The sequence below is a fragment of the Streptomyces sp. NPDC104367 genome, from assembly GCF_055583825.1.
The window spans coordinates 53,830-79,794 of sequence record NZ_JBVJND010000003.1 but is presented as its reverse complement, the minus strand read 5'-3'; the positions used below and the strand labels follow the sequence as shown (position 1 = coordinate 79,794).

Genomic DNA, 25,965 nt, shown 5'->3' with positions numbered 1-25,965 from the left:
AAGCCGTCACCCGCCCGTGCGACGGACGTCTCCTCTCAGGTCTTTCCCGCACCGAAGCGGTGAGGACCTCCCCTTCCCGCTCACACGCCTCGGTCCGTCCCGGGCGCATTCCCGTGAAGAGCCCGCACCACATGACGAAGCAATCCCAGCAGCGCGGCCGGCCCGGACGACGCATCCGGCTCAACGGATTCAAGACATCCGCGGTGGCGCACACGACCGCCGGCCTCTGGCGTCACCCGGACAGCACGTCCGACCGCTACCACGACCTCGACTTCTGGATCGAGACCGCGCGCACCCTGGAACGCGGCACGTTCGACGGACTGTTCATCGCCGACGCGGTGGGTGTCCTGGACGTCTACCGCGCCAGCGCCGACCCCACGATCCGCGAGGCCCTCCAGACGCCCACCGACGACCCCCTGCTGGCCGTCTCCGCCATGGCGGCCGCCACCCGTCACCTGGGCTTCGGCGTGACCGTGTCCACCTCCTACGAGCTGCCCTACCTCTTCGCCCGCAAGATGACCACGCTCGACCATCTCACCCGCGGCCGGATCGGCTGGAACGTGGTCACCTCCGCGCTGGAGAGCGCGGCCCGCAACCTGGGACGCGCCGAGCAGCTCCCGCACGACGAACGCTACGCCGTGGCCGACGAGTTCATGGAGGTCGTCTACAAGCTGTGGGAGGGCAGCTGGGAGGACGGCGCGGTCGTGAAGGACCGGGCGGCCGGGGTCTACGCGCTCCCCGGGAAGGTCCACCCGATCGAGCACCACGGACGCTATTTCGACGTCCCCGGTATTTTTCTCAGCGAGCCCTCGCTACAGCGGACACCCGTCATCTACCAGGCGGGCACCTCCCGCGCCGGCCGCGCCTTCGCGGCGGAACACGCCGAAGGCGTCTTCATGAGCGGACAGCGCCCCGACATTCTGCGTCCCCTCTCCCTCGACATCAGGGAACGGGCCCGGCTCGCCGGACGCGATCCCGAAAGCATCAAGATGTTCGCCATCATGACGGTGGTGACCGCGCCCACCGACGAAGAGGCACGGGCGAAGTACGAGGACTACCGCTCCTACGCCAGTATCGAGGGAAATCTCGCCCGGCTCAGCGGAATCACCCAGGTCGACATGGCCCGGTACGATCTCGACGAGCCGCTCGCCTATGTGGATGCCCCCGGAATCCAGGGAATCCTGCGGAACTTCACCACCGCGGATCCCGACCGGGAATGGACACCCCGTCAGATCGCCGAGCACATGGCGGTCTCCAGCTTCGGGCCCGTCCTGGTCGGTTCTCCCGCGACCGTCGCCGACGAACTCGAACGGTGGATCGACGAGGCCGACATCGACGGATTCAACATCGTCGACGTGCTTCCGCCCGCCTCGTTCAACGACTTCGTCGACCTGGTCGTCCCCGAACTCCGCTCCCGCGGCCGGGTCTGGGACGACTACGAGGGCACCACCCTGCGCGAGAGCTTCCACGGCCCCGGACAGCGCACCGTCCGCGCCGACCACCCCGCCGCCCGCCACCGGAGGACCAGCGATGCCACCGTCCGTTGAATTCGACCACGTCGTCGTCGGCTCCGGCTCGGCCGGCAGCGTGGTGGCCCGCCGCCTGGTCGACGCCGGCCGGACCGTCGCCCTGGTGGAGACCGGCGGCCACGACCACAGCCCCGCCGTGCACGACCCCGCCGGAATGATCTCCCTGCGCGGCACCGAACACGACCACGCCTACGAGACCGTGCCCCAGCGGCACGCCGGGGGCCGGGTCATCTCCTGGCCCCGCGGCCGGGTGCTGGGCGGCAGCAGCTCCATCAACGGCATGATCCACGTCCGCGGCCATCGCTCCGACTACGACAACTGGGCCTACCGGGGCGCCGACGGCTGGTCCTTCGACGACGTCCTGCCCTACTTCAAGCGGTCCGAGGACTTCGAGGACGGCGCCTCCGAGTACCACGGCAGCGGCGGTCCCCTGCCGGTACGGCGCAACCCCGCCCCGCATCCCGTCAGCGAGGCGATCCTGGAAGCCTCCCTCCAGGCCGGTTTCGCCCGCAACGACGACCACAACGGTCCCGCCCTCCACGGTGTCGGCCACACACACCTCAACATCGTCGACGGCCGCCGCGTCAGCTCCTGGCGGGCCTTCGCCGAACCCGCCCTCGGCACCGGCCGGCTGACCGTGCTCACCGGGACCACCGCCCTGCGCGTGGTGTTCGAGGGCCGCCGGGCGACCGGCGTCGAGGTGGCCGGCCCGGACGGCACCACCGTGCTGCGCAGCGCGCACGACATCGTCCTGTCCGCCGGCGCCCTCGCCTCCCCGCAACTGCTCCAGCTCTCCGGGATCGGACCCGCCCGCGAACTCCGGGCCCTCGGTATCCAGGTCCGCGAAGACCTGCCCGGCGTCGGCGCGAACCTCCACGACCACCTCATCAGCCAGGTCGCCTGGGGTTCGAGGCATCCCGTCGACCCGGCCGGCCACCCCCCGCTGGAAGTGCAGCTGTTCGCCGACAGCCGGCCCGGACTGCCCGGCCCCGACCTGCAACCGGTCACCGGCCTGTTCGCCTACCCGGTGGCCGGCTACGACTTCCCGGCCGGACACACCTACACCTGGTTCCCCGGTCTGGTCCGCCCGCACAGCAGGGGCCGGCTGTGGCTGGCCTCCGCCGACCCCACCCGGCAGGCCGTGACCGACCCCGCCTACCTCGCCGACCCCGCCGATCTCGACGCACTGGTGGCCGCCGTGAAGCTCTGCCGGGAGATCGGCGCCCAGCCCGCCCTGGCCGGCTGGAACACCGGCGAGATCGCCCCCGGCCCCGGCGTCCGCACCGAGGCCGAACTGCGCGCCTACGTCCGTGCCTCCCTGGACACCTACTTCCATCCCGTCGGGACCTGCCGGATCGGCGTGGACGCCCACGCGGTCGTCGACCCCCGGCTGGCCGTGCACGGCGTGACCAACCTGCGCGTCGCGGACGCCTCCGTCTTCCCCGACATCCCCTCCGGCAACACCCACGCCCCGGCCGTCATGGTCGGTGAACGAGCGGCCGACTTCATCCTCGGCACCGAAGGACGCACCCCATGAGCACCGACTCCGCACCGCACGCCACCGTCCCGGGCCACGGCACCGAACCAGCCGCCCCCGGACGGCTGCTGATCGGCGGCCGGTGGACCGACGCCTCCGACGGCGCCACCTTCACCACCGTCGACCCCGCCACCGGACGCCCCCTCGCCCAGGTCGCCCACGCCACGCGCACGGACGTGGACGCGGCGGTGGCCGCCGCCGAGGCCGCCTTCCAGGACCCCGCCTGGGCCCGTGCCGCCCCCGCCGCCCGCGCCCGGCTGCTGCTGCGCCTGGCCGACCTGCTGGAGCGCGACGCGGCGGCCTTCGCCGAGCTGGAGACCCGCGACCAGGGACAGCCGCTGTGGGCATCGCGCGCGGGAGTCGCGGACGCGGTGGAGCACCTGCGGTACTTCGCCGGCTGGGCCACCAAGATCAGCGGCACCACCACCCCGTTGTCCCTGCCCGACGTCTTCCAGCGCACCGTCCGCGAACCGCTGGGCGTCTGCGCCCTGATCACGCCCTGGAACTTCCCGCTGCTCATCGCCGTGTGGAAGATCGCCCCGGCGCTCGCCACCGGCAACACGGTCGTCGTCAAGCCCGCCGAACAGACCCCCCTGACCACCCTGCGGCTGGCCGCTCTCGCCCTGGAGGCGGGCTTCCCGCCCGGTGTGCTGAACGTGCTCACCGGAGGCCCGGAGACCGGCCGCGCCCTGGTCGGCCACCCGGGCGTCGCCAAGGTGTCCTTCACCGGGTCCACCGAGGTCGGGCGGGAGATCGCCCGGGACGCGGGAGGCAGGCTCGCCCGGGTCTCGCTGGAACTCGGCGGCAAGACCCCCAGCATCGTCACCGCGCACGCCGACATCGAGGAGGCGGTGGCCGGCAACATCGGCGGCGGCCTGTTCAACGCGGGACAGACCTGTGCCGCGTACTCCCGGCTGTACGTGCACCGCAGCCGCGCCGACGAGTTCACCACGAAGCTCGCCGCCGCCGTCGCGCGGTTGCCGCTCGGCAACGGGCTCGCCGCGGCCACCCGGATCGGCCCGCTGATCTCCTCCGAACACCTGGCGAAGGTCACGGACCTGGTGGCCGCCGGCCGGACGGAGGGGGCCGAGGTGGCCGCCGGTGGCGACCGGCCGCTCGTCGAGGACCACGAGGGCGGGTACTTCCACGCCCCGACCGTGCTGGCGGGGGTCACCGACACGATGACCGTGGCCCGCGAGGAGATCTTCGGCCCGGTGCTCAGCGTCCTCACCTACGACGAGGAGGACGAGGTGGTGCGCCGGGCCAACGACTCCGAGTACGGTCTGGCCGCCGTCGTCTGGTCCCGTGAGATCAAGGAGGCGAACCGCATCGCCGGCGCCGTCCGGGCGGGCACGGTGTGGATCAACTCGCCGTCGCTGCTGGACGCGGCCTCACCGTGGGGCGGCTTCAAGTCCTCCGGGCTGGGACGGGAGATGGCCTGGGACGCGATCACCGCGTACACCGAGGTCAAGAGCACCATCACCGCCCTCGCCTGAACGGTCCTCGCCTGAAGGGGCCATGCTTGGGCCGTACCCGGCCCGGCGGCGGGGGGCCGACAGGCGGGCCGTCCGCACCGCACGGCCGGGGCGTGACGTTCCAGGCGGATCCCGTCCGTTGTCTCCTGTGTCCGCCATCTCCCGCGTCCGTCTCCGCTTCCGGCCGTATCCGTGGTGGCCCGCCGTGCCCGGGGCCTCCCGCACCGCGCGGTCTTTCGCGCCGCACGGTGAAACGGCCGTCCACCCGGCGCGGACCGCTCCCGGCGACACGGGCCGGGTCCACACCGCGGCCGCTCCTTTCCGGCGTACCTGCCGGGCCTGCTGTCCTGCCGTACCTGCCCGCCGCCCTGATCCGCCGGTCGCGGTCCGTCCACCCAGGCCAGGCCGCCCGTCACGATCCGTCCGTCCACCCATCCGCCCGCCCCGCCCACCCGACTCCCCAACCGGCCCCAAGGAACCCCCATGCCCGAGACACCATCACCGGATGGTCGCGCCGACCGGCCCCCGGCGTTGCCCGGTCCTCTGGTGGACGCGGACTGGCTGCTGCGCCACCTGCGCCGGCCCGGTCTGGTGGTCCTCGACGCGACCGTGGTCCAGGCACCGCTGCCCGGCACGGCCGGCGCCGATGCCCCCGACATCCCCGACACCGGCCGCCGGCGTTGGGAGCTGGGCCACATCCCCGGTTCCCGCCACGCCGACCTGGCCGGGGACCTCGCCGACCCGCGCGCCGGGTTCTCCTACGCGATGCCCGCACCGGCCGCCCTCCTCTCGGCCCTGACCCGGCTGGGCGTGGGCCCCGCCGACCACGTCGTGGTCTACGACAACGACTCCCGCATGTGGGCGACCCGCCTGTGGTGGGCCCTGCGCGAGGCGGGCCTGACCCGGGTCGCGGTCCTGGACGGCGGCCTGGACGCGTGGGCGGAGGCGGGCGGCCCGGTGCACACCGGACCGGCCGCGCCAGCCGAGCCCGGGGGCCCGGCTGGCCCCGCCCTCCCTGGCACCCCGACCGGCCTGGCTTTCCCCGGAGCCCCGGCCGGTCCCGCCCTCCCGGGCGCCCCGCGCGGAACCCTCGTCGGCCGCGGCGCCGTCGAGGCTGTGACCGCGGGGGAGAGCGACCGCGTACTGGTGTGTGCCCTGGGCCGGGAGGCCTTCGAGGGCAGCGCGCCCACCCGTTACGCCCGCCCCGGCCACATCCCCGGCAGCCTCAACGTGCCCGCCAAGGACACGCTCCTCGACCACCGCGGACGCTTCCTGCCCCGGGACCGGCTGGCCGAGGCGGTGCGCGCGCTGCCGCACGACCGCGAGCTGCTGCTGTACTGCGGCGGCGGAATCTCCGCCACCCTGCTGGGTTTCGCCCTGCACCTGCTCGGCCGCGACGACGTCGGTGTCTACGACGGCTCCCTGGAGGAGTGGGCGGCCGACCTCCGGCTGCCGCTGGCCACCGGGACCGGGCAGTGAGCGCCGATCACCCGGCCGGCCCCGAGACCCTGGCCGCCGCGGACGTCACCGTCGACTACGGCGGCGTCGTCGCCCTCGACGGTGTCTCGCTCACCGTCCGCCGGGGCCGGGTCACCGGCCTGCTCGGCCCCAACGGCTCGGGAAAGTCGACCCTGTTGGACGTGCTCAGCGGAGTACGCCGGCCGACCCGGGGCACCGTCCTCGTGGACGGCACCGCGCGGCGCCGCTGGGAACCCCGGCGTGCCGCACGCGCCGGCGTGGCCCGTACCTTCCAGAACCTGCGCCTCTTCGACGACCTCACGGTGCTGGAGAACGTCGAGGTACCCCATGTCGCGCTGGCCGGCGGCTCGCGGTCCCGGGCCCGTGCCGCGGCCGGCCGCCTCCTGGAGGAGCTGGGCGTGTCCGCGCTCGCCGGCCGGCGGGCCGCCACCCTCTCCTACGGCGACCGGCGTCGTGTCGAGATCGCCCGTGCCCTCGCCACCGCCCCCCGCTTCGTGCTCCTGGACGAACCCGCGGCGGGCATGAACGAGGACGAGGGCCTGGCCCTGGCCCGGCGCATCCGCGCGCTGCGCGACGAACGGGGGTGCGGGGTGCTCCTCGTCGAGCACGACGTACGGCTGGTCTTCGACACCGCCGACGACATCACCGTGCTCGCCCAGGGCCGCCGTATCGCCTCCGGTCCGCCGCAGCACATCCGCCGGGACCCGGCCGTGATCGAGGCGTACCTCGGCACCCGCGCCGCCCCGGAGCCGCCCGCCGGGTCCTGACCGGACCGCATGCCCCACGACTTTTCGTCCTCCCCGTCCTCCCCGTCCTCCCCGTCCTTCCTGTTCTCCCTGTTCCCGTCCTCCGTCCGTCCCGCCCAGCCCCGCCGCCCGCCGTACCGCCACCCCGGCCGTCGGCGTCACCACCCGAAGGAACCGCCATGCCCCTGCCCGCGCTCCCGCGCCCGTCCCGCCGTACCGGCCTCGCCGCCGCCGCGCTCGTCAGCACCGCCGCGCTCACCCTCGGCGCCTGCGCCAGCGCCGACACCGTCGACTCCTCCGCCAAGCGGTCCGCCTCCCAGGGCACGGGCCTGGCCGGGCGCACCCTGCACCTCGGCAACGCCACCGCCCTCACCGGCTACCTCGCCGCCTACAACGCCCCGCTGCGCAACGGCATCAGACTCGCCGTCGACGAGATCAACGCTGCGGGCGGCATCGGCGGCAAGGCCAGGATCAAGCTGTCCACCAGCGACATCAAGAGCGACCCGTCCGTGGCCGGCACCGCGGCCAAGGAACTCGTCGCCGACGGCGCCACCGTGCTCGTCTCGGTCTGCGACACCACCTCCCAGGTGGCCATCGCCGCCGCCGCGCACACCGCCGGGGTCCTCAACATCTCGCCCTGCAACGCCGATCCGTCCATCTCGGACAGCTACCCCGAGTACTGGCCGGTCGGCCCCGGCGCCAACGCGCAGACCGCCCTGCTCGCGGACGAACTCGTCTCGCGCGACTACCGGAACGTCTATGTGCTGAACGACCCCGGCATCCTCTACACCGACCTCATCACCAAGTACGTCAAGAAGGCCGCGGCCTCGCGCGGCCTGGACGTCGTCGGCACCGACACCTTCACCACCGGCGCGAGCGACTTCTCCGCCCAGATCACCAAGATCACCAACGCGTCGAAGAAGCCCGACGTCATCGTCACCGGCATGCTCACACCGAGCGTCGCCACCTTCGTGCGCCAGCTGCGCGCCGCCGGCAGCGACATCCCCGTCGTCGGCACCGACGGCGGCGACTCCGCGGTCACCCTCAAGACCGGCGGCAAGCAGATCGACGGCACCTCCTTCAGCACCTTCGGCTACCCGACCGCCGGATCGGCCACCAAGACGTTCTACGACGCCTACAAGAAGAAGTACGGCGCCTACCCCGACGGCAGTTTCGCCGCCCTCGGCTACGCCGCGATCCAGGTCCTGGCCGCCGCCGCGGTGAAGGCCGACAGCATCGACAACGCCGCTGTGGAGAAGGTCCTCGCCGCCGGACTGACCGTCCCCACCGCCGTGGGGGACGTCGTCTACCCCGGCTCCGACCAGCACCAGCCGAAGACACCGGTCGTCGTCATCAAGGCCGAGGACGGTGCCTTCACCCAGGTCCGCGGCGGGGTTCCCAGCAAGGTCCCGGCGCCCTGACATGACCCAGCGCACCGCCTCCGCGCCGCAGGCCGCCGACCCGCCCCTGCTGGCGATCGACGGCCTCGGCGTCCGCCACGGCGGCGTGACCGCCGTACGGTCCCTGACGCTCGCCGTACCCGCCGGCGAAGTGCTGGCCCTTCTCGGCAACAACGGCGCCGGCAAGTCCAGCACCCTCAACGCGGTGGCCGGCGTCGTCGCGCCCTCGTCCGGCCGGGTCCGGCTGGCGGGCCGCGACGTCACCGGCTGGCGCAGCGACCGGCTCGTCGCCGCCGGGCTCTGCCTGGTCCCCGAGGGCCGCCGGGTCTTCCCCTCCCTCTCGGTCGCCGACCATCTGACCCTCGGCGGCGCGCACCGGCTGCGCCGCCGGGCCCGTGGCGAAGACCTCTCGCGGGCCGCGGCCCGGCGGTCGGTGCGGGCCGACGCCGAGGCACTCCTGGACCGCTTCCCGGTACTGCGCCGGCGCCACCGGCACCCGGCGGGCGGCCTGTCCGGGGGTGAACAGCAGCAACTGGCCCTGGCCCGCGCCCTGATGTCCAGGCCGCGCGTGCTGCTGCTGGACGAGCCCACCCTCGGGCTCTCCCCGCAGATGACCGACGTGGTGTTCGACACCGTCGTCCGGCTCCGATCGGAAGGGATGACCATCGTGCTGGTGGAACAGAACGCGCGACGCGCCGCCGAGATCGCCGACACCGTCGCCGTGCTGGCCCAGGGCACCCGCACCCACCTCGGTGCCGCCGCCGGGCTGCGCGACGGCGACCGGCTCGCCGAGCTCTACCTGGGCCCGGGCCGCGGCCCGGCGGACCGGCCCGGCGGGACGGTGCGGACATGAACGCCGTCGAACTGGGCCAGCAGGCCGTCAACGCCGTGATGACCGGCGGTCTCTACGCCCTGCTCGCCCTCGGACTGGCCATGGTCTTCAACGTACTCGGCCTGATCAACTTCGCCCACGGCGACCTGGTGACCCTCGGCGGCTACGCCATGTGGGCCGCCGCCCGGGCCGGTGCGTCCTGGCCGGTGACGGCGGGGTGCGGGCTGCTCGCCTCCGCCGTCGCCGCCCTCGTCCTGGAACGGGTGGCCTTCCGCCCGCTGCGCGGCAGGGACGGCGTCACCATGCTGCTGACCTCCTTCGCCGTCAGCTTCCTGGTGCAGAGCCTGCTGTCGATGGGCGGCTCGGCCCGCGCGGTGTCCCTGCCGGTCCCGGACGCGGTCGACCGGGTCGTCGCCCTGGGCCCGCTCCAGGTGCCGGTGCTCCAGCTGGTCGCCTCCGCCACGACCCTGCTCACCCTCGTCGCGCTCTCCCTCTTCCTGCGCCGCTCCCGGCACGGCATCGCCATCCGCGCCGCCTGCGACGACACGGTCGCGCTCGCCCTGACCGGCGTCCGGGTCGACACCGTGGCGCGGCTCACCTTCGCGCTGGCCGGACTGCTGGCCGGGCTCGCCGCCGTCGCGCTCTTCTTCCGCTCCGGCTCCGTCAGCCCCACCGACGGCGTCGTGCCCGGAGTCGTGGCCTTCGTGGCGGTGGTGGCCGGCGGCTCGCGCAGCCTGGGCGGCGCCGTACTGGCGGGCTACCTCATCGGTATCGTCCAGGTCGGCCTGCAGTCCCTGCTCCCCGAAACGGTGCTGCCCTTCCGCGACGCCCTGGTCTTCGGCGCGGTCGTCGTCGTCCTCGCCCTGCGCCCGCAGACCGGGCACACCGTCCGGCGCGCCCTGCGCCGGGCCCCGGCCGCCCGCAAGGAGGCACCCGCATGACCCAGCACCCGACCGGCGCCGCCGCCGGGCCGGAACAGGCCGGCCCCGGCCCGGAGCCGGAGCCCGGCCGGACCGGTGGTTCCCGCGCCCGGCGCAGCCCGGACGGCATCCTGCTGCTGGTGCTGACCGCGGTCCTGGTGGCGGCCGTGTCCGTGTGGGGCGGCCCCGACGTCACCGACAAGACCGTGACCACCCTGCTCAACGTGGGCCTGGCCGTGGGACTGCAGATCTACACCGGCAACACCGGCACCCTGTCCTTCGCGCCCCTGCTGTTCGCGTCGGCCGGCGCCTACGCGGGCGGCATCCTGGCCATGCCTCCCGCCCTGCGCGGCGCCTACCTGCCCGGGCTGCCGGACGCGGTCGCCGGCCTGCCGGCCCAGCCGCTCGGCCTGTGCCTGCTGGCCGGCACCCTCACCGCCGTCCTGCTGGCCGCGCTCACCAGCGTCGTCCCGCTGCGGCTGGACGGTGCGAGCGCGGTGGTGACCACGCTGGCCCTGCTGCTCGCCGGCAACGTCGTCCTCCAGGGCTGGACCGGCGTCACCCGCGGCGTCGGCGGACTGTCGCCGCTGCCCGGACTGACCACACCGGGCGTCACGGCCGCCCTGGTCGTCGTACTCGCCGCCACCGCCTGGGTGTTCCGGGAGTCGGGCACGGGCCTGCGGCTGCGGGCGGCCCGTTCCGACGCCCTGGCCGCGGCCGCGGCCGGAGTGCCGGTACGGCGCCTGCGGCTGTGGGCCTGGCTGCTGTCGGCCGCCGCCGAGGGAGCCGTGGGCGTCCTGCTCGCCCTGCACCTGACCGGCATCACCCCCTCGGTCTTCTACCTTTCCGCGACCTTCGTGGTGGTGGCCATGCTCATCGTGGGAGGCAGCGGGTCGGTGGCCGGCGCGGTGGCCGGCGCCCTGCTCGTGTCGGCGGTGCAGTTGGCGCTGCGCCCGTTGGAGTCCGACGGCCTGCACCTGGGCCCGCTCCGGATCGACCGGTTCACCGGCCTCACCCAGATCGTCCTGGTCGCACTGCTGCTCGGCGTGATGTACCTGCGGCCGGGGGGTCTGGCCGACGGCCGGGAGCTGGGCGAGCGGCGGACGGCGGGCCGTCCGCCGTGGCGGCCCCGCCGGAGACGCAGCCCACAACGGTGACGCCTTGGCCCGCGCGGGAGCCCGCACTAATCTGGCGAGCGTGGTACCAGCCTCTCGCGCCGCTCGCCCGAGACCGCTCGCGGGATCCCGTGCACAGGTCCGCGGGACCGGGCACGCGAAGACCGCCGACGTCGAGGAGTTCGCGCACTCCGCCTCGGCCGCCTTCGCGCCCCTGACCATCCGGCCGCTCGGCGACCGCGCCTTCGACGGCCGCTTCGCCACCGAACGGCTGGGCGAGGTCGTGGTCACCAACATCCGCGCCACCCCCTACGAGGTCGCCCGCAGCGCGTCGCTGATCACCAGCTCCGATCCCGAGATCGTGAAGGTGGCCCTGCACCACTGCGGACACGCGGTCGTCGAGCAGTCGGGACGCCAGGTCGCCCTGCTCCCCGGGGACCTCGTGGTCTACGAGACCGTCAGGCCCTACCGGCTCCCGTTCGCCGAGGACTCGGACACGACGGTGGTCGGCATCCCCCGGCATCTGCTGGGCCCCAACGCCGATCTCGTCAGCGCCCGCACCGCCACGGCGATCCGGCCCGGCAACGGCATGGTCACGCAGACGGTGGCCGCCCTGTTCGGCAGGCTCCGGGCGGACGGCGGCGAACTGGACGAGCGCACCCGGCCGCACCTGGCCGACGCGCTGGTCTCCCTGCTGGTCGCGATGGTCTGCGAGGTCCCTCCGGGCAGCACGGAGTCCGAGACCTCGGAGGCGGGACGCGTGCTCGCCTTCATGGAGGCCAACCTGCACGACCCGGCGCTCGACGCGGCGTCCGTGGCACGCGCCCACGCCATGTCGGTACGGCAGCTGTACAAGGTGCTCGCCGCGCAGGGGGTACGGCCGGCGGCCTGGATCCGTGAGCGACGGCTGCGCGCCGTCCGGGACGACCTGCTCTCCCCGGCCCGTCTGGGGCAGAGCGTGGAGGCCATCGCCGCCCGCTGGGGCCTGCGCGACGCCGCGCACCTCGGCCGCGCCCTGCGGGCGGAGTTCGGCGTGACGGCCGCGGAACTGCGGGAGACCGCCCGCGCCGAGCCGGCGGTCACATCGGGACAGCCCGCTTGACGTGCGCACGCTGTCCGCGTCCTGCCCGGTTCGGCAGCGGCGTCGGATCACTTCCCGGGGCACTTTCCAGCCAGCTGTGCCAGGGGTACTTGCCGACAAGCAGGGGTGCCGGTTTCCATGGAGCCGTGATCAAAAAGTTCGACGTCCGGCAGGCGTACGGCACGCCCGGGGCCACAGACGCACGGGTTCGGCAACTCCGCCGCGCCACCGGCTGACGGCCTCCGTCCGCGCTCGGTGCCGCGTGTGAATCCTCCCTGACCCCATCCGCGCCGTCGGAATCCGCGTCCCTTTTCCTGTCCTCTCGGACCTCGCCCAGTGCTGTTCTCGTGTGTCTAAGTGGGAGATTCATGGAGATCAAAGTTCTTGGACGCTTCCAGGTCGCGGTGCACGGCCGCTCGGTCGTGCCCGGGGATCCGGAGTCTCACAGGGTCCTGGCCCTGCTGGCGCTCTGCGCCGACCAGGTCGTGCCGACGTGCCTCATGGCGCAGGAACTGTGGGCCGACGGCTCACCGCCCGGCGGCGACTCCCGGATCGTCGCGCACATCGACTCCTTACGGCGGTGCCTGACGGAGGCGACGGCCGCCTCGGACGGCCGCGGCGGCCGGCCGACCGGCGCGGACCTGCTGGTCTCCACGCCCAGCGGCTACCGGCTGGACAGCCTCTGCGGAGTGCTGGACGCCCGGGAGTTCGAACGGCACACCGGAGCCGGGTACCGGGCGATGGCCGCCGGGGACACGGCGGGGGCGGCCGAACGCCTCGGTCTCGCCCTCTCGATGTGGAGCGGCGAGGAGGCACTCGGCGGCCTGGACCCGGGCCCCGTGCTGCGGGCGCACGCCGACCGGCTGCACGAGGCCAGGATGACCGCCCTGGAGCAGTGGGCCGCCGCCGAACTCCGGCTCGGCCACCACCAGGAGCGCCTGACCGACCTCGCCGGCCTGGCCGAACGGCACATCACCCACCAGGGCCTGCACCGCCACTACATGACGGCCCTGCTGCGCTGCGGCCGGACCGCCGACGCGCTGCGGGTCTACGAACGTCTCGGCACGGCACTGCGCCGCGAGGGCGGCACCGGTCTCTCCCCGGACGTACGCCGGCTGCGGGACCGCATCGTGCTGCACTCCCCGGGATCCGGCGGCCGCTCCGGGGCGCCCACCGCGCTGCCCCCGTCCTTCGCCGGATGACCCCGGCAGCAGCACTCCCGGCGGCCCCGGGAGCCGCCCCGGACCCGTCGCCGGCCTCAGCCCCGCAGCGCGCCCGCCGCCGGCGCCGCCGCCTCGGCCGACGCCGTGAACTCCCGGGCACCGTGCAGCCACGCGACCCGGTCGTAGAGGTCCTCGGCCGTCAGGGCGCGCAGCATCGCGTTGCGCTCCTCGGCGGCGGTGCCCGCCGGGTGGTACAGCCGGCTGCCCATCTCACGGGCCACGAGCTGGGTGCGGCCGGCGCGCTCACGGCGCTCCTGGCCGAATCGTTCCAGCAGAGCGGGCAGTTCGCCCGGCGCGTGGTCCGCCAGCAGATCGCCGAGGACGACGGCGTCCTCCAGCGCCTGGCAGGCCCCCTGGGCCGCGTACTGGAGCATCGGATGGGCGGCGTCGCCCATCAGGACGACCCGGCCGTCCGCCCAGACGTCCACCGGGTCACGGTCGCACAGCACCCACTCGCGCCAGCCGTCACCGAGCCCGAGCAGCCGCAGCGGCGTCCCGGTCAGGTCCGGGAACCGGCCGAGGACGTGCTCGCCGGCGACCGGGCGGCCCGCCACCGCCACCCGGGCGCCGTCGTCCCGGGTCACCGCCAGGTTCAGGTACTCGCCGCCCCCGATGACGTAGTGGACGAAGTGCCACCTGGGCCCCGCCCACAGGGTCACGGCGTTCCAGCGCAGTTCCCCGGGCACCCGGTCGATCGGGATCACCGAACGGTAGATGGTGTGCCCGGAGACCCGCGGGGCACCGTCGCCGAGCAGCTGCCGCCGGACCGCCGAGCGGATGCCGTCCGCGCCGACGACGGCGTCCGCCCGCAGCGTCCTGCCGTCCGCCGTGCGGACCGTCACCCCGCGCGCGTCCTGCTCGAAGCCCTCGACGGCGGCGGCGGGCACGAGATCGACGCCGCCGAGGTCCCGGCAGGCCGTCAGCAGCGGCTGGAACAGATCGGCCCGGTGCACCACCGCGTACGGGTTCCCGAACCGGGCGCGGTACGCGGCCGTCAGCGGCATCGCCACGACCTTCTCGCCCGTCGTGCCGTCCATGAACCGCAGTTCGTCGACGAAGACGGCCCGGTCGCGCACCGCCTGCCCCACCCCCAGCCGGTCCAGGGCGTGGAAGGCGTTCGGGCCCAGCTGGAGGCCCGCGCCGATCTCCGCGAACACCTCGCCCCGTTCGAGGACCGTCACACCGTGCCCGCCCCGGGCCAGGGACAGCGCGCAGGCGAGTCCGCCGATACCGCCGCCCGCGACAATGATCCGAGCCATTCTCTCCCCTGTCCTTCCGCTCCGCGTCCCGCGCCGCACCCCGGCCGTCCGCCGTGCGGGCGCGGCGCCTGTGGGGCCGATCCAGCCATGCCGCCCGGACACCGGGCAACGGCCGCCCCGTCACTTGGTCACAACGCACCGGACTTGGTCACCTCGACACCGCGACCGGTCCCCGCCGCCCCGACCGCGTCGCGCCAACTGTCCGAATCCCGCTGACCGTTCGAGGTCACCGATCGTCACGCTCACCCGTGCCCGCGGCTGTCGCACAGGTGACCGGCTGGGGGTTGAAACCGTGTCGGATACGTCGCCCGCTGACACCTACGCGCTGCGAGTCCTGGAACTGCTGGCCCGAGAGGCGCCGGCGGTCGAGATCGAAGCGGTCCTCGACGAGGCCCGCGCCGGCGCCGGCCACCCCGAACGGCTGCGCCGGGCCGAACAGGCCACCCGGCTCGGCCTGACCGTGCAGAGCCTCTTCGACCGCAGGCAGAGACGCGAGGCGGACCTCGCCGCGCTCGTCGACACAGCCCGGGACCTGTCCTACCCCCACGACCTCGACAGCCTGCTCCGGGTGATCATCCGCCAGGCCCGGCGGCTGCTCGGCTTCGACCTCGCCTACATCAGCCTGCTCGACGAGAGCGACGGCAGCTGGCGCATCCGCAACTCCGAGGGCGAGACCGCGCTCGGCATCGGACTGCCCGTCGAACCGGAGTACGGCTTCGGGGACGCCCTCACCACCCGCAACGCCGCGTTCTGGACCGCCGACTACCTCAGGGACGAGCGCATCCGGCACAGCGCCCACATGGACGCGGTGGTGCGCGCCGAGGGACAGCGGGCGATCCTCGCCGTCCCGCTGCACCGCGGCGGCGCCCCGTTCGGCGCGCTGTACGGCTCCGACCGCACCGTGCGCCACTTCACCCCGAACGAGGTCGGGCTGATGCGCACCCTGGCCGACCTGGCGGCCGTCGCCATCGACAAGTCGAGGGTCCTGGAACAGGTCAGGGCCGACGTCAACGACCTGGAGGACGACTCCTACCGGGCCCAGCTCTCCCTGACCCGGATGCGCGGCATGGTCGACACCCAGAGCCGGCTGCTGGGCCTGGTGCTGGGCGGCAGCGACCTCGCGGCCGTCACCGGGGCCGCGAGCCACGCGCTCGACGCCGTCCTGGTGGTCCGCGACCCCTCCGGCCGCACCCTGACCGCGACCGGGGAACTGCCCGGCCTGGACGATCCCGCACTCGCCAACGCGGTGCTGGACGCCCACGCCCGCCGGGGGGCCGTGGTGCTGGGCAACGGCGTCTGGATCATCCCGCTCGACGCCGGCGGCGAGGACATCGGCGCGCTGATCGTCCGGCCCGCCGGTCAACTCACGCCGGAGGACCTCCAGTTGCTCCAGGCCGTCGCCCAGGCGGTCACGGTCACCCTGCTGCTCCAGCGCAGCGCGGCCGTCGCCGAGGGGCCGGTACGGGACGAACTGCTGGAGGACCTGCTGGCCGACCCGCCCAGCCGGTCCCGCCGCCAGCTCAGCGACCGCGCCGAGCGGCTCGGCATCGACCTCGGGGCCGCCCACGTCCTGGTCGTGGCCCGCCCGGAGACCGGGGAACAGGGCCGCGCCGCGGTCTGGGCCTCCTCCCACGCGCACCGGATGAACGGCCTGAAGTGCGTGCGCTCGGGATGCGTCGTGCTGCTGCTGCCGGGGGCCGACGCGGCCGAGGCGGCCCGCCGGGTGTCGGCGGAACTGTCCCCGCTGCTCGGCCACCCCGTCTCCGTCGCGGGCGCCGGCCCTGGGCGGGACGCCGCCGACGCCGGCCGGCTCTACCGGGAGGCGCTGCGCATCCTCGACGCCCTGACCCTGCTGCGCGGCAAGGGCGCCACCGTCGTCGGGGCCGACCTCGGCTTCCTCGGGCTGCTGCTCTCCGACGACCACGACGTCGACGGCTTCGTCCGCTCGGTGATCGGCCCCGTCCTCGCCTACGACGCCGAACGCGCCACCGAACTCGCCAAGACCCTCCAGGCCTACTTCGACGCCGACCGCAGCCCCACGTACGCCGCCGAGGTGCTGCACGTCCACCCCAACACGGTCTCGCGCCGCCTGGAGCGGATCACCGAACTCCTCGGCCCCGACTGGCAGAAGCCCCAGCAGGCGCTGGAGGTCCAGCTCGCACTCCAGCTCCAGCGCACCCGCGAGGTACTGGAGACCCGCCGCTCCCAGCGCCGGCGGCCCCGCGACTAGGGGACGGCACTGACGGGAGTGCCCTGGTGGCCGGCCGCGCGTACCACCTCCGTGAGCAGGGCGCCGACGACGCCGGGGCCGTCCTGGGTCAGCACCGACTCGGCGTGGAACTGCATCGAGGCGAACCGCTCGCCCCGCAGGGCGTGCACCTCGCCGGTCGCGGGGTCGCGGCTGACCGCCACCGCGCCGTGCACCGGGTGGTCGAGCGTGTCCCGTGCGGAGCGGGCGGCGAAGGTGTTGTAGAAGCCGACCCGCGCCGGCCGGCCGAACAGGTCGATCTCGCGCTGCACCCCCTGGTTGGGGACGCGCCGGGCCACCAGGTCCAGTCCGAGCAGTGAGCCCAGCACCTGGTGGCTCAGGCACACCGCGAGGAACGGCCTTCTTTCGTCCAGCAGTTGGGTCAGCGTGGTCCGCAGGTGGGCGATCTTCGGGTGCCGGGCGTCCCGGGGGTCGCCCGGACCGGGGCCCATCACGACGACGTCGTGCTCGTCCACGTCGTACGGCTCGTCGAACCGCCGTACCGTCACCCGGGGTCCCAGGGAGCGGAGTTGGTGGGCGATCATCGCGGTGAAGGTGTCCTCGGCGTCCACGATCAGCACCCGCCGCTCGGCCAGCTCGGCCAGCTCGGCCCGTTCACCGGTGCCGGTGCCGGTGCCGGTGCCGTCCGTGCCGTCCAGCCAGAAGCCGGAGATGCCCTCGTTGCGGGCCGCCAGCGCCGTGCGCACGTCCGGGTGGGCGGCGAACCGGGTGGCCGCCTGTTCGCCGAACGCGGCCAGCAGCGCGGAGGACTTGGCGCGGGTCTCGCGCACCTCGGACTCCGGGTCGGAGTGGCGTACCAGGGTCGCCCCGACCCCGATGCTCAGCCGGCCGTCCGCCGAGATGTCCGCGGTGCGGATCAGGATCGACGAGTCCATGGTGCGCGCACCGCAGGCGTCCCGGCCGATCAGCGCGGCGACCCCGCTGTAGTAGCCGCGCCCCGCCGGCTCATGACGGCTGATCACCTTCGCGGCGCTCTCCAGCGGGGAGCCGGTCACCGTCGGCGCGAACAGGGTCTCGCGCAGGATGTCCCGCACGTCACGGCCGGTCGTGCCCTCGATGAAGTACTCGGTGTGGGCGAGGTGGGCCATCTCCTTGAGGTACGGGCCGACGACCCGGCCGCCCGAGGGGCAGATCCGCGCCATCATCTTCAGTTCCTCGTCGAGGACCATGTACAGCTCGTCGGCCTCCTTGCGGTCGGCGAGGAAGGACAGCACCCCGTCCAGGGTCGGCCCGGTCGCCGGATACCGGTAGGTGCCGCTGATCGGGTTCATCACCGCCCGGCCGCCGTCCAGGCTGATGTGCCGCTCCGGCGTGGCGCCCACCAGGATGCGCTCGCCCGTCTGGACCAGGAACGTCCAGTAGGCGCCGGCCTCGCGCTCCAGCAGCCGGCGGAACACCGACAGCGCGGCCCGCGGGGTGAAGCCGGGCAGGTCCGCGGTGAAGGCCCGTTTGACGACGAAGTTCGCACCCTCGCCGGTGCCGATCTCCTCGGCGATCACCCGGCGCACCAGCTCCGCGTACTCCTCGTCGGACACGTCGAAGCGCCCGTCGTCCACCTTCACCGGCTCGTTCGGCAGCCGGGCCAGCACCCGGGCGACCGGCAGCGACTGCTGGGCGAGCACCCGCATCGCGACCAGCGGCGCCCCGTCGTCGTGCGCGGCGAACCCGCGCTCCGTGATCTGGCGGTACGGGACCAGCGCGAGGACCTCGTGGCCGCCGCCCGGCGCCGCGGCCCCGGGCAGCGGCAGTTCGGCGAGCGACGCGCACGGGGAGGCGTCGGTGAGCAGCACCTCCAGCACGTCCCGGCCGGTGCTCTCGGGCCGGTGCAGCAGGGCGAAGGCGGGCGCCGAGCCGTCCAGGACCCGCGCCAGCAGGTCCGGCGCGCCGGCCTCCGGCGCCGAGGGGTGCCCGGTCATCGGCGTGCCTCCGCGGATACCTCGCCGAGCTCGTCGAGGAGGGTCTTGGTGGCGGACACCCGCGCACAGCGCTCGGCCGCGTAGGTGAGCGCCTGCCGGTGGTGGGCGGCGGTGAAGTCGGCGACGGCGTCCGCGGCGACGAACGGCCGGATGTCGTGCGTGAAGGCGTCCACCGCGGTCATCAGCACCCCGACGTGGGCGTAGACACCGCAGACGATCAGCTGGTCGCGTCCGTGCTCCCGCATCCGCGCCAGCAGGTCGGTCCTGGCGAAGGCGCTGTAGCGCCACTTGGTGAACTCCCAGTCCCCGGGGGCCGGTTCCAGCTCGGCGACGACCCGGCGGTGCTCCGGCGAGGTCCGCATGCCGGGCCCCCAGAAGTCGGCCAGCAGACCGCGCTGCTCGGGGGTCATCCCGCCGGGCTGGGCGGTGTAGGCCACCGGCACCCCCAGCTGCCTGCAACGCCCGCGCAGCAGCGCCGCGTTGCGCACGACCGTGTCCGCGAGGGCGCGGGGGAAGGGGGCGAGGAAGTACTCCTGCATGTCGTGCACGAGCAGGACGGCGCGCCGGGGGTCGGGGCTCCAGTCGACGGCGGCCGGGGGCAGTTCACCGGGCGCGGGGAGGTCGTAGGGGGCGATGGACGGTATGCCGGGCATACGGGGGCGGTCCTTTCCGGTGGTGGGCGGGGGAGCGGGGGTCAGACGCCGAGGGTGGCTCCGCCGTCGACGGTGAGGCTGTGCATGGTGATGTGGCCGGCCTCGTCCGACAGCAGGAACGCGACGGCACGGGCCACGTCCTCGGGCCGCGCGACCTTGCCCAGCGGGATGCCGACCCGGTACGCCCCCGGGTTGCCGGCGACGGACGCGGAGAGCGCGCCGCGGTCCGTGTGCATGCCGTGCAGCATCGGGGTGTCCGTGGAACCGGGCGCGACCACGTTGCAGCGGATGTTGTGCCGGGCCACCTCGAGACCCAGGCACTTGGTGAAGGCCGCGGTCGCCGCCTTCGACGCGGCGTACGCGGCCATCTCCGCGCGGGCGGTGCCCGCCGCGTTGGACGCCACGGTGACGACGGCCCCGCGGCCGCGCGGGACCATCCGGTTGACGACGGCCCGCGAGGCGAAGAAGGCGCCGTCCGTGTTGACGGCGAACGTCGCGGACCAGTCCTGGTCGCTCAGGTCACGGGCCTCGGCCAGCCGCAGCACGCCGGCGGCGTTCACCAGGTGGTCGAGCGGGCCCAGTTCACGCTCCACGGTGTCCACCAGCGCCTCCACCTCGCGGCTGGAGGTGACGTCCGCCGGGAAGGCCCGCACCGGCAGCCCGTCCGCCACGAGCTTGTCGACGACGCCTGTCAGCCGGCCGGCGTCGAGGTCCACGGCGGCGACCAGCACACCGCGCTCCGCCAGCAGCCGTACGACCGCCTCGCCGATTCCGCCTGCTGCCCCGGTGACCAGGGCGATGGTGCCTTTCACGGTGTGCCTCCCAGTTCTTGTGGTGTTCGGGCAGAGGGGTGACCCGGGCGGGTGCGCGCAGGCACCGCGCCGGACCGTCAGCCGCGCCAGGCGGAGACCACCTCGACGGCCTGCCGGGGATTGAGGCGCGGGTCGCAGAACGTGAGGTACTTGTCGCCCAGCCGGTCGAGGTGGGACGCGTCGCGGACGCACTCTGTGACCGGCTCCGGGGTGGTCTCCAGATGGAGTCCGGCCGCGGTGCCGCCGTTCGCGGTCACGGCCCCCCGGAACTCCTCGACCTCGCGGACGACCGTGTCGACGTAGCGCGTCTTGAGCCCCTCGGGGCCGGTCACGGTGTTGCCGTGCATGGGGTCGCACAGCCACAGCACCGGGTGCCCGGCGCGGGCGACGGCCCGGACCAGCGCGGGCAGCCTGCGCGCCGCGTCGCCCGCGCCCATCCGGGAGATCAGGGTCAGCCGTCCGGGGCTGCGCGTGGCGTCGAGACGCTCGCACAGCGCCAGCAGTTCGTCCGGGGTCGTGCGCGGGCCGACCTTGACGGCCACCGGGTTGGTGATCGAGGCGAGCAGCGCGATGTGCGCGCCGTCCGGCTGCCGGGTGCGTTCGCCGACCCACGGCCAGTGCGTCGAGGCGAGCAGCAGGGAACCGTCGGACTCCGCCCTGAGCAGCGGGAGTTCGTAGTCCAGCAGCAGCGCCTCGTGGCTGGTCCACACGCGTGCGTCGAGGGCGCGCCGGGGCGACGGGCCGTGCCAGCCGAGCAGGCGCTGGGTGTCGCTCGCCGCCCGGTAACCGGTCAGCAGACGGCGCGGGTCGGGCCGGCGCAGTTCCGGGTCCGGCTCCGGGCGGTTGACCATGTGCCCCCGGTAGACGGGCAGTTCGACCCCGCCCACGGTCTCCGTCGGCCGGGACCGGGGCTTGCCGTACTGGCCGGCGATCCGGCCCACCCGCAGCACGGGCTTGGCCGAGGCCAGCGTCAGCGTGCCCGCGAGGACGTCGAGCAGGGCGGTCTTGCGGGTCACGTCGTCCGCCGTGGCCTCGGCCGGGTCCTCGGCGCAGTCGCCCGTCTGCAGGACGAGCAGCTCCCCGGCCGCCGCGTCCTCCAGGAGCGTCCGCAGCCGTCGTACGGCGTCCGCGTCGACGAGCGCGGGCAGCCGGCCGAGAGCGCCGCGGACCGGGGCCAGCGAGGGGTCGTCCTGCCAGTCCGGCTGTTGCAGCGCGGGCAGGGATCGGAGGCAGGACACTGTGTCGGTCATGGGAGTCCCTGTGGGGAGGCACCGGGACGCAGGACCCGGTGGACGGATGAGGCGACGGGCGGGGCTCGGTGGCCGAGGCGGAGGGCATGCCGGACCGACGCGCGGGGCGTATGTCACGGGGGAGTGGGGCCGTACGGCCGCGGCCGGCGGAATCCCGGGAGGTCGTGCCTGACCGACTGCGACTATCGGCGCGGCGGCGGCTGTGTGCAACGGCAGGCCCGGTAATTCGTCAGGTGGCGACGGCGTATCGCGGTGACGGTGGCCGGCGGACACCGAAGGCGCCGGCTGACGGTGGCCCGGTCACCGTGCGCGCCTCAGGCGGACAGCGGCGGCCGCTGCCGGGGCGGCGCGACCGGCTCGTCGGCGAGCCCGGTCAGCATCGCCGCCGTGTGGGCCACCGAGGCCAGCGTCGCGTGCCGGTGCCAGCCGCGGAACGAGCGTCCCTCGAAGTCCCGCAGGCCGACCCGCTCGCCGACCGTGGCCGCGTCGTGGCGCACCCGCCGGGCCGGTTTCGTCAGGCGCAGCAGCCGGTCCGCGGGTGCGGCCAGGTCCGTCAGCCACATCCGGGCCGGCGGCCGCCCCGGGTCCGCCCACTCGCCGAGCAGGTACAGCGGCCGCCGCAGGCCCCCGGCGGGGCCGGCACAGGTCGTCACCCGGATCGCCGCGGCCGCCGCGGCCCGCCGTGTCCCGTGCCCGGTGTCCTCCCACTCGACCGTGCGGCGCAGCCCCCGTACGGACATCAGGATCTGCTCCGCCGACAGCGGGCCCGACCCGTACCCGGGCATCGAGGCGTCGGCCACCAGCAGCCGGGTGCCCGGTGCGGTGCGCGCCACCACCGGCAGCCCCAGCCGGGCGAAACCGTCCAGCACCGCGGGGTCCGCCCAGCGTCCCGGGACGTCCAGGATCACCGGCCTGGGGGCCAGATTCGGGTTGCGCAGGATCTGCGCGAGCGTCGCGAGCGCGCTCTCCTCGACCGTCTCGGCGCAGGCGCTCTCCGGCACCTTGGCCCGCCGGCGCAGCACCGCGTCCCGCTCCCACTCCTCCGGGAGCAGCAGCCGCCAGTCGACCGGGGCGCTCATGCGCGGTGCCGCGAACCACACCCCGAGCGCGTACTGGCCGTGCAGCATCTGGCCCAGCTGGGGGACGAACCGCCGCCCCACGCCCACCGAGTGCCGGCCCGACTTGGGGATGGTCATCGTCTGCACCACCCACGCCACCGGCGCGGCGATCCGCTCCAGATGCGTGGCGAGGGCCGCCCGCATCGGCCGCCAGTCCCAGGTCGAACCGGCGACGAAGTGGTGCAGGCTCTGCACCGCGGGGGCGCCGCCCGCCCGCTGGGCGATGTTGCGGACCGACTTGCGGCCCGGGGTGGTGAGCAGCCCCCGTACGTACTGCTCGCCGCGCTGCCGCTGGTCCCTGCGCGGTAAGGACATGAACATCAGCGAGCACAGCTCGCCGACGATGTCCGAGTCCGCCGACGGGTACCACGCGGCCTCGAAGCCCCGGTCGTCTCCGGAGTGCGTGCCGTCCGTGCCGTGGTCCGCCGGGAGGGATGACAGATCGAGTGGGTTCACCGCAACCTCGCCTCAGAGTCGGGCGGTCCGGTGCGGACCGCCTTTTCACCGTCGCTTCCGTGAGGGCCGGTCCGGGAGGTGCACCCGTCACCTTGATCGCCGGGATGGTGGTTGCGGGGCCACCACACCCGCCCGGGCGGTGCCCCGTCGCGGCGGTCCGCGCCCGTGACCTCGCCCGGGGCCGCCGCCGCGGCCACCTGACGAAGTGATCGGGGGCGCGTTGCCGCGCACCGGGGCCCCGGTGAGGATCGTGCCCTGCGGCCGTCCGCGGCGCGGCCACGGCCCCCACCGACACCCACCGCTCCCAGGACCGACGAGAGGGGACGAACCATGTGCGGCCTTGCCGGATGGCTGAGTTACGAGCGTGATCTGAGCACGCAGACGTCCATCGCCGAGGACATGAACACGACCCTGGAGTGCCGGGGCCCGGACTCCCACGGAGTGTGGAGCTCCCCGCGGGCCCTGCTCGCCCATCGCCGGCTGGCCGTGATCGACCTGGAGGGCGGCCGGCAGCCCATGGCCGCGTCCGGCCCGGACGCCCCGGTGATCACGTACACCGGGGAGACCTACAACTACCGGGAGCTGCGCGACGAACTGCGCGCCCTGGGGCACGTGTTCCGCACCGAGTCGGACACGGAGGTGGTGCTGCACGCCTATCTGGAATGGGGCGCGGGCTTCGCCGAACGGCTCACCGGCATCTACGCGTTGGCCGTCTGGGACCCGCGCACCGAGGAACTGCTCCTGGTACGCGACCGGATGGGCGTCAAACCGCTCTACTACTGGCCGACCCCGGACGGCGTCCTGTTCGGCTCCGAGCCCAAGGCGATCCTCGCCCACCCCGACACCGAGGCCGTCGTCGACGCCGAGGGACTGCGGGAGATCTTCGGCATCGTCAAGACGCCCGGCCACGCCGTCTTCCGCGGAATGCACGAGGTCAGGCCGGGGACGCTGGTGCGCTTCAGCCGTTCGGGCCGGGAGGAGACCCGCTACTGGCGGCTGACCGCCCGGCCGCACACCGACGACCTGGACACGACGATCGGCCGGGTCCGCTCGCTGCTGGAGGACATCGTCGCCGAACAGCTGGTCGCCGACGTCACCGTCGGGACCCTGCTGTCCGGCGGACTCGACTCCAGCGCCGTCACCGCGCTGGCCGCCCGCGCGCTGGCCGAAGGCGCGGACGGGGGCGGGAGTCCCCGGGTGCTCGCCTTCTCCGTGGACTTCAAGGGGCACGAGGAGCGCTTCGTGTCGAACGTCCAGTGGACCGACCCCGACACGCCGTTCGCGATCGAGGTCGCCCGGCACGTCGGGGCGGAGCACGTGGTGGTCGAGCTGGACAACGCCGACGTGCTCGACCAGGACGTCCGCGACCGCGTCCTGCGCGCCCAGGACCTGCCCGTCTCCACCGGCGACATGGAGTACTCGCTGCTCGTGCTCTGCCGGGCGCTCAAGGAACGGATGACCGTGGCGCTGTCGGGGGAGGCCGCCGACGAACTCTTCGGCGGCTACACCTGGTTCCACGACCCGCAGGCGGTGGAGGCGGACACCTTCCCCTGGCACCACCCGTTCGAGAAGGCCGGCGGGATCGGCGCCCTGCGCACCATCGGCCTGTGGCACCGGCTCGGGCTGGGCGAGTACGTCAAGCGGCGCTACGCGGAGGCCCTCGAAGAGGTGCCCAGGCTCGCCGGGGAGGACCGGCGGGAGGAGCGGATGCGCGAGGTGACGTATCTGAACCTCACCCGCTGGGAGAACTTCCTGCTCGACCGCAAGGACCGCATCTCAATGGCGACCGCGCTGGAGGTGCGGGTGCCGTTCACCGACCACCGGCTCGTCGAGTACGTCTACAACACGCCCTGGGCGATGAAGAGTTTCGACGGCCGGGAGAAGAGCCTGCTGCGGGCCGCCATGCGCGGGGTGCTGCCCGACTCCGTGCTCGACCGCAAGAAGAACCCGTACCCGTCCACCCAGGACCGCGCCTACGAGGAGGCGGTGCGCGAGCGGGTGCGGGCCGCCGTCGCCGAGGACGACGCGCCCGTGCTCGGGCTGGCCTCGCGCGAGGAGATCGGGCGGCTGCTCGACGCGCCCGAGGGCACGTACTCGATGGGCGGGCCGTGGAGCGCGCGGGCGGTCCTGGAGCGGCTGGTGGAGTTCGACAACTGGGTGAGGCTGCATGACGTCCGCGTCGAACTCTGAACCCGGCCCGGCACCGGTCCTCGTCGTCTGGTCGGACATCGGCTGCCCCTGGGCCTCCCTCGCCCTGCACACCCTGCGCGCGGCGGCCCGCTCCGCCGGCACACGGCTGCTCGTCGACCACCGGGCCTTCCCGCTGGAGCTGTTCAACGGGGAGCCGACGCCCAAACGGATCGTCGACGCGGAGACCGTGGTGATCGGTGCCGCCCGGCCCGAGCTCGGCTGGCGCCTGTGGTCGGCGCCGGAGTCGGCCTACCCCTCGACGATGCTGCCGGCGCTGGAGGCCGTCCAGGCGGCCAAGGATCCCGGCGTCGGAGGCCTGCGCGGCAGCGACGAACTGGACGCGGCGCTGCGGCACGCCTTCTACGCGGACAGCCGCTGTGTCGCGGTGCACGCGGAGATCCTGGCCGTCGCGCGGACCTGCGCCCACGTCGACGCGGCGGCCCTGGAGGCGGCGCTGGCCCGTGGCGCGGGCCGGTCCGCGGTCTACGCGGACCGGCGGGCCGCCGCGGCCGCCGGGGTGCGGGGCAGCCCGCACCTGTTCGCCCCGGACGGCTGGGCGGCACACAACCCCGGCGTCGGGTTCGACTGGACGGCGGACCCGGCGGACGGCGGTCTGCCCCGGATCACGCGGTGGCACCCGGACTGGGCCGTGCGGCTGCTGGCGGGACTGGGCGGCTCCTGAGCCCGCGGCGGGCGGGCCCGGGA

General features: G+C 74.3%; 20 protein-coding genes. 14 read left to right on the top strand and 6 right to left on the bottom strand.

Going from position 1 to position 25,965, the window contains the following annotated elements:
* Nucleotides 1–131: 131 nt before the first annotated feature.
* From ACZ619_RS05965 to ACZ619_RS05915, 11 genes are all read left to right on the top strand, one after another.
* Nucleotides 132–1,547: an LLM class flavin-dependent oxidoreductase gene (locus ACZ619_RS05965; protein WP_469594678.1), complete on the top strand. Its 1,416-nt coding sequence runs from the start codon at nucleotides 132–134 to the stop codon at nucleotides 1,545–1,547.
* Nucleotides 1,531–3,066, top strand: a complete 1,536-nt coding sequence (locus ACZ619_RS05960) for a GMC family oxidoreductase (RefSeq protein ID WP_469594675.1) — start codon at nucleotides 1,531–1,533, stop codon at nucleotides 3,064–3,066. Before ACZ619_RS05965 ends, ACZ619_RS05960 begins: the two co-directional genes overlap by 17 nt.
* A complete protein-coding gene (locus ACZ619_RS05955; protein ID WP_469594672.1) occupies nucleotides 3,063–4,562 on the top strand; it encodes an aldehyde dehydrogenase family protein in 1,500 nt (499 codons plus the stop codon). The genes ACZ619_RS05960 and ACZ619_RS05955 overlap by 4 nt, the downstream gene beginning before the upstream one ends.
* Before the next feature lie 462 nt (nucleotides 4,563–5,024).
* Nucleotides 5,025–6,020 carry a sulfurtransferase gene (locus ACZ619_RS05950; RefSeq protein ID WP_469594670.1) on the top strand — a complete coding sequence of 332 codons (996 nt, stop codon included), beginning with the start codon at nucleotides 5,025–5,027 and terminating at the stop codon, nucleotides 6,018–6,020.
* Nucleotides 6,017–6,787, top strand: a complete 771-nt coding sequence (locus tag ACZ619_RS05945) for an ABC transporter ATP-binding protein (RefSeq protein ID WP_469594667.1) — start codon at nucleotides 6,017–6,019, stop codon at nucleotides 6,785–6,787. Before ACZ619_RS05950 ends, ACZ619_RS05945 begins: the two co-directional genes overlap by 4 nt.
* Nucleotides 6,788–6,945: 158 nt before the next feature.
* A complete protein-coding gene (locus ACZ619_RS05940; RefSeq protein ID WP_469594665.1) occupies nucleotides 6,946–8,187 on the top strand; it encodes an ABC transporter substrate-binding protein in 1,242 nt (413 codons plus the stop codon).
* A gap of 1 nt (nucleotide 8,188) precedes the next feature.
* Nucleotides 8,189–9,019, top strand: coding sequence for an ABC transporter ATP-binding protein (locus ACZ619_RS05935; RefSeq protein WP_469594663.1), 831 nt, complete (start codon nucleotides 8,189–8,191; stop codon nucleotides 9,017–9,019).
* Nucleotides 9,016–9,939, top strand: coding sequence for a branched-chain amino acid ABC transporter permease (locus ACZ619_RS05930; RefSeq protein WP_469594660.1), 924 nt, complete (start codon nucleotides 9,016–9,018; stop codon nucleotides 9,937–9,939). The genes ACZ619_RS05935 and ACZ619_RS05930 overlap by 4 nt, the downstream gene beginning before the upstream one ends.
* Nucleotides 9,936–11,075 carry a branched-chain amino acid ABC transporter permease gene (locus ACZ619_RS05925; RefSeq protein ID WP_469594658.1) on the top strand — a complete coding sequence of 380 codons (1,140 nt, stop codon included), beginning with the start codon at nucleotides 9,936–9,938 and terminating at the stop codon, nucleotides 11,073–11,075. Before ACZ619_RS05930 ends, ACZ619_RS05925 begins: the two co-directional genes overlap by 4 nt.
* 40 nt (nucleotides 11,076–11,115) lie before the next feature.
* On the top strand, nucleotides 11,116–12,135 hold the full coding sequence (locus ACZ619_RS05920; RefSeq protein WP_469594655.1) for an AraC-like ligand-binding domain-containing protein: 1,020 nt from the start codon (nucleotides 11,116–11,118) through the stop codon (nucleotides 12,133–12,135).
* A gap of 347 nt (nucleotides 12,136–12,482) precedes the next feature.
* The gene (locus tag ACZ619_RS05915; RefSeq protein WP_469594652.1) at nucleotides 12,483–13,316 is read left to right on the top strand and encodes an AfsR/SARP family transcriptional regulator; all 834 of its coding nucleotides are present in this window, start codon (nucleotides 12,483–12,485) and stop codon (nucleotides 13,314–13,316) included.
* A gap of 56 nt (nucleotides 13,317–13,372) precedes the next feature.
* Here the strand turns inward: ACZ619_RS05915 and ACZ619_RS05910 are convergent, their stop codons facing one another.
* Nucleotides 13,373–14,596 (bottom strand): 3-hydroxybenzoate 6-monooxygenase, encoded by a 1,224-nt coding sequence (locus tag ACZ619_RS05910; RefSeq protein WP_469594651.1) that lies wholly within the window; start codon nucleotides 14,594–14,596, stop codon nucleotides 13,373–13,375.
* Nucleotides 14,597–14,888: 292 nt separating this feature from the next.
* Here ACZ619_RS05910 and ACZ619_RS05905 point away from each other — a divergent pair, with 292 nt between their 5' ends.
* Entirely contained in the window at nucleotides 14,889–16,826 is a 1,938-nt protein-coding gene (locus tag ACZ619_RS05905) for a helix-turn-helix domain-containing protein (RefSeq protein ID WP_469594649.1), read from the top strand.
* On the opposite strand, the gene ACZ619_RS05900 is transcribed toward ACZ619_RS05905, so the two are convergent.
* The 5 genes from ACZ619_RS05900 to ACZ619_RS05880 form a co-directional block, all read right to left on the bottom strand.
* Entirely contained in the window at nucleotides 16,823–18,781 is a 1,959-nt protein-coding gene (locus ACZ619_RS05900) for an anthranilate synthase family protein (RefSeq protein ID WP_469594646.1), read from the bottom strand. The genes ACZ619_RS05905 and ACZ619_RS05900 overlap by 4 nt on opposite strands.
* Nucleotides 18,778–19,434: an isochorismatase family protein gene (locus ACZ619_RS05895; RefSeq protein ID WP_469594644.1), complete on the bottom strand. Its 657-nt coding sequence runs from the start codon at nucleotides 19,432–19,434 to the stop codon at nucleotides 18,778–18,780. The genes ACZ619_RS05900 and ACZ619_RS05895 overlap by 4 nt, the downstream gene beginning before the upstream one ends.
* A 41-nt stretch (nucleotides 19,435–19,475) precedes the next feature.
* The gene (locus tag ACZ619_RS05890; protein ID WP_469594641.1) at nucleotides 19,476–20,246 is read right to left on the bottom strand and encodes a 2,3-dihydro-2,3-dihydroxybenzoate dehydrogenase; all 771 of its coding nucleotides are present in this window, start codon (nucleotides 20,244–20,246) and stop codon (nucleotides 19,476–19,478) included.
* Between the two features lie 77 nt (nucleotides 20,247–20,323).
* Nucleotides 20,324–21,496: a 3-deoxy-7-phosphoheptulonate synthase gene (locus ACZ619_RS05885; RefSeq protein WP_469594639.1), complete on the bottom strand. Its 1,173-nt coding sequence runs from the start codon at nucleotides 21,494–21,496 to the stop codon at nucleotides 20,324–20,326.
* Between the two features lie 314 nt (nucleotides 21,497–21,810).
* Nucleotides 21,811–22,935 carry an IS701 family transposase gene (locus ACZ619_RS05880; RefSeq protein ID WP_469595257.1) on the bottom strand — a complete coding sequence of 375 codons (1,125 nt, stop codon included), beginning with the start codon at nucleotides 22,933–22,935 and terminating at the stop codon, nucleotides 21,811–21,813.
* A gap of 465 nt (nucleotides 22,936–23,400) precedes the next feature.
* On the opposite strand from ACZ619_RS05880, the gene asnB reads away from it, so the two are divergent.
* Both asnB and ACZ619_RS05870 read left to right on the top strand, forming a co-directional pair.
* Nucleotides 23,401–25,260 (top strand): asparagine synthase (glutamine-hydrolyzing), encoded by a 1,860-nt coding sequence (asnB, locus tag ACZ619_RS05875; RefSeq protein WP_469594636.1) that lies wholly within the window; start codon nucleotides 23,401–23,403, stop codon nucleotides 25,258–25,260.
* Nucleotides 25,238–25,942, top strand: a complete 705-nt coding sequence (locus tag ACZ619_RS05870) for a DsbA family oxidoreductase (protein ID WP_469594633.1) — start codon at nucleotides 25,238–25,240, stop codon at nucleotides 25,940–25,942. The genes asnB and ACZ619_RS05870 overlap by 23 nt, the downstream gene beginning before the upstream one ends.
* The last annotated feature ends 23 nt before the right edge of the window (nucleotides 25,943–25,965 follow it).

Bases quoted from the DNA above. Each gene is read 5' to 3' on its own strand.
- ACZ619_RS05960 (WP_469594675.1), top strand. From the start codon at position 1,531: ATGCCACCGTCCGTTGAATTCGACCACGTCGTCGTCGGCTCCGGCTCG.
- ACZ619_RS05950 (WP_469594670.1), top strand. From the start codon at position 5,025: ATGCCCGAGACACCATCACCGGATGGTCGCGCCGACCGGCCCCCGGCG.
- ACZ619_RS05895 (WP_469594644.1), bottom strand. From the start codon at position 19,434: ATGCCCGGCATACCGTCCATCGCCCCCTACGACCTCCCCGCGCCCGGT.
- ACZ619_RS05915 (WP_469594652.1), top strand. From the start codon at position 12,483: ATGGAGATCAAAGTTCTTGGACGCTTCCAGGTCGCGGTGCACGGCCGC.
- ACZ619_RS05910 (WP_469594651.1), bottom strand. From the start codon at position 14,596: ATGGCTCGGATCATTGTCGCGGGCGGCGGTATCGGCGGACTCGCCTGC.
- ACZ619_RS05935 (WP_469594663.1), top strand. From the start codon at position 8,189: ATGACCCAGCGCACCGCCTCCGCGCCGCAGGCCGCCGACCCGCCCCTG.
- ACZ619_RS05955 (WP_469594672.1), top strand. From the start codon at position 3,063: ATGAGCACCGACTCCGCACCGCACGCCACCGTCCCGGGCCACGGCACC.
- ACZ619_RS05885 (WP_469594639.1), bottom strand. From the start codon at position 21,496: ATGACCGACACAGTGTCCTGCCTCCGATCCCTGCCCGCGCTGCAACAG.
- ACZ619_RS05965 (WP_469594678.1), top strand. From the start codon at position 132: ATGACGAAGCAATCCCAGCAGCGCGGCCGGCCCGGACGACGCATCCGG.
- ACZ619_RS05880 (WP_469595257.1), bottom strand. From the start codon at position 22,935: ATGTTCATGTCCTTACCGCGCAGGGACCAGCGGCAGCGCGGCGAGCAG.
- ACZ619_RS05900 (WP_469594646.1), bottom strand. From the start codon at position 18,781: ATGACCGGGCACCCCTCGGCGCCGGAGGCCGGCGCGCCGGACCTGCTG.
- ACZ619_RS05930 (WP_469594660.1), top strand. From the start codon at position 9,016: ATGAACGCCGTCGAACTGGGCCAGCAGGCCGTCAACGCCGTGATGACC.
- asnB (WP_469594636.1), top strand. From the start codon at position 23,401: ATGTGCGGCCTTGCCGGATGGCTGAGTTACGAGCGTGATCTGAGCACG.
- ACZ619_RS05925 (WP_469594658.1), top strand. From the start codon at position 9,936: ATGACCCAGCACCCGACCGGCGCCGCCGCCGGGCCGGAACAGGCCGGC.
- ACZ619_RS05870 (WP_469594633.1), top strand. From the start codon at position 25,238: ATGACGTCCGCGTCGAACTCTGAACCCGGCCCGGCACCGGTCCTCGTC.
- ACZ619_RS05940 (WP_469594665.1), top strand. From the start codon at position 6,946: ATGCCCCTGCCCGCGCTCCCGCGCCCGTCCCGCCGTACCGGCCTCGCC.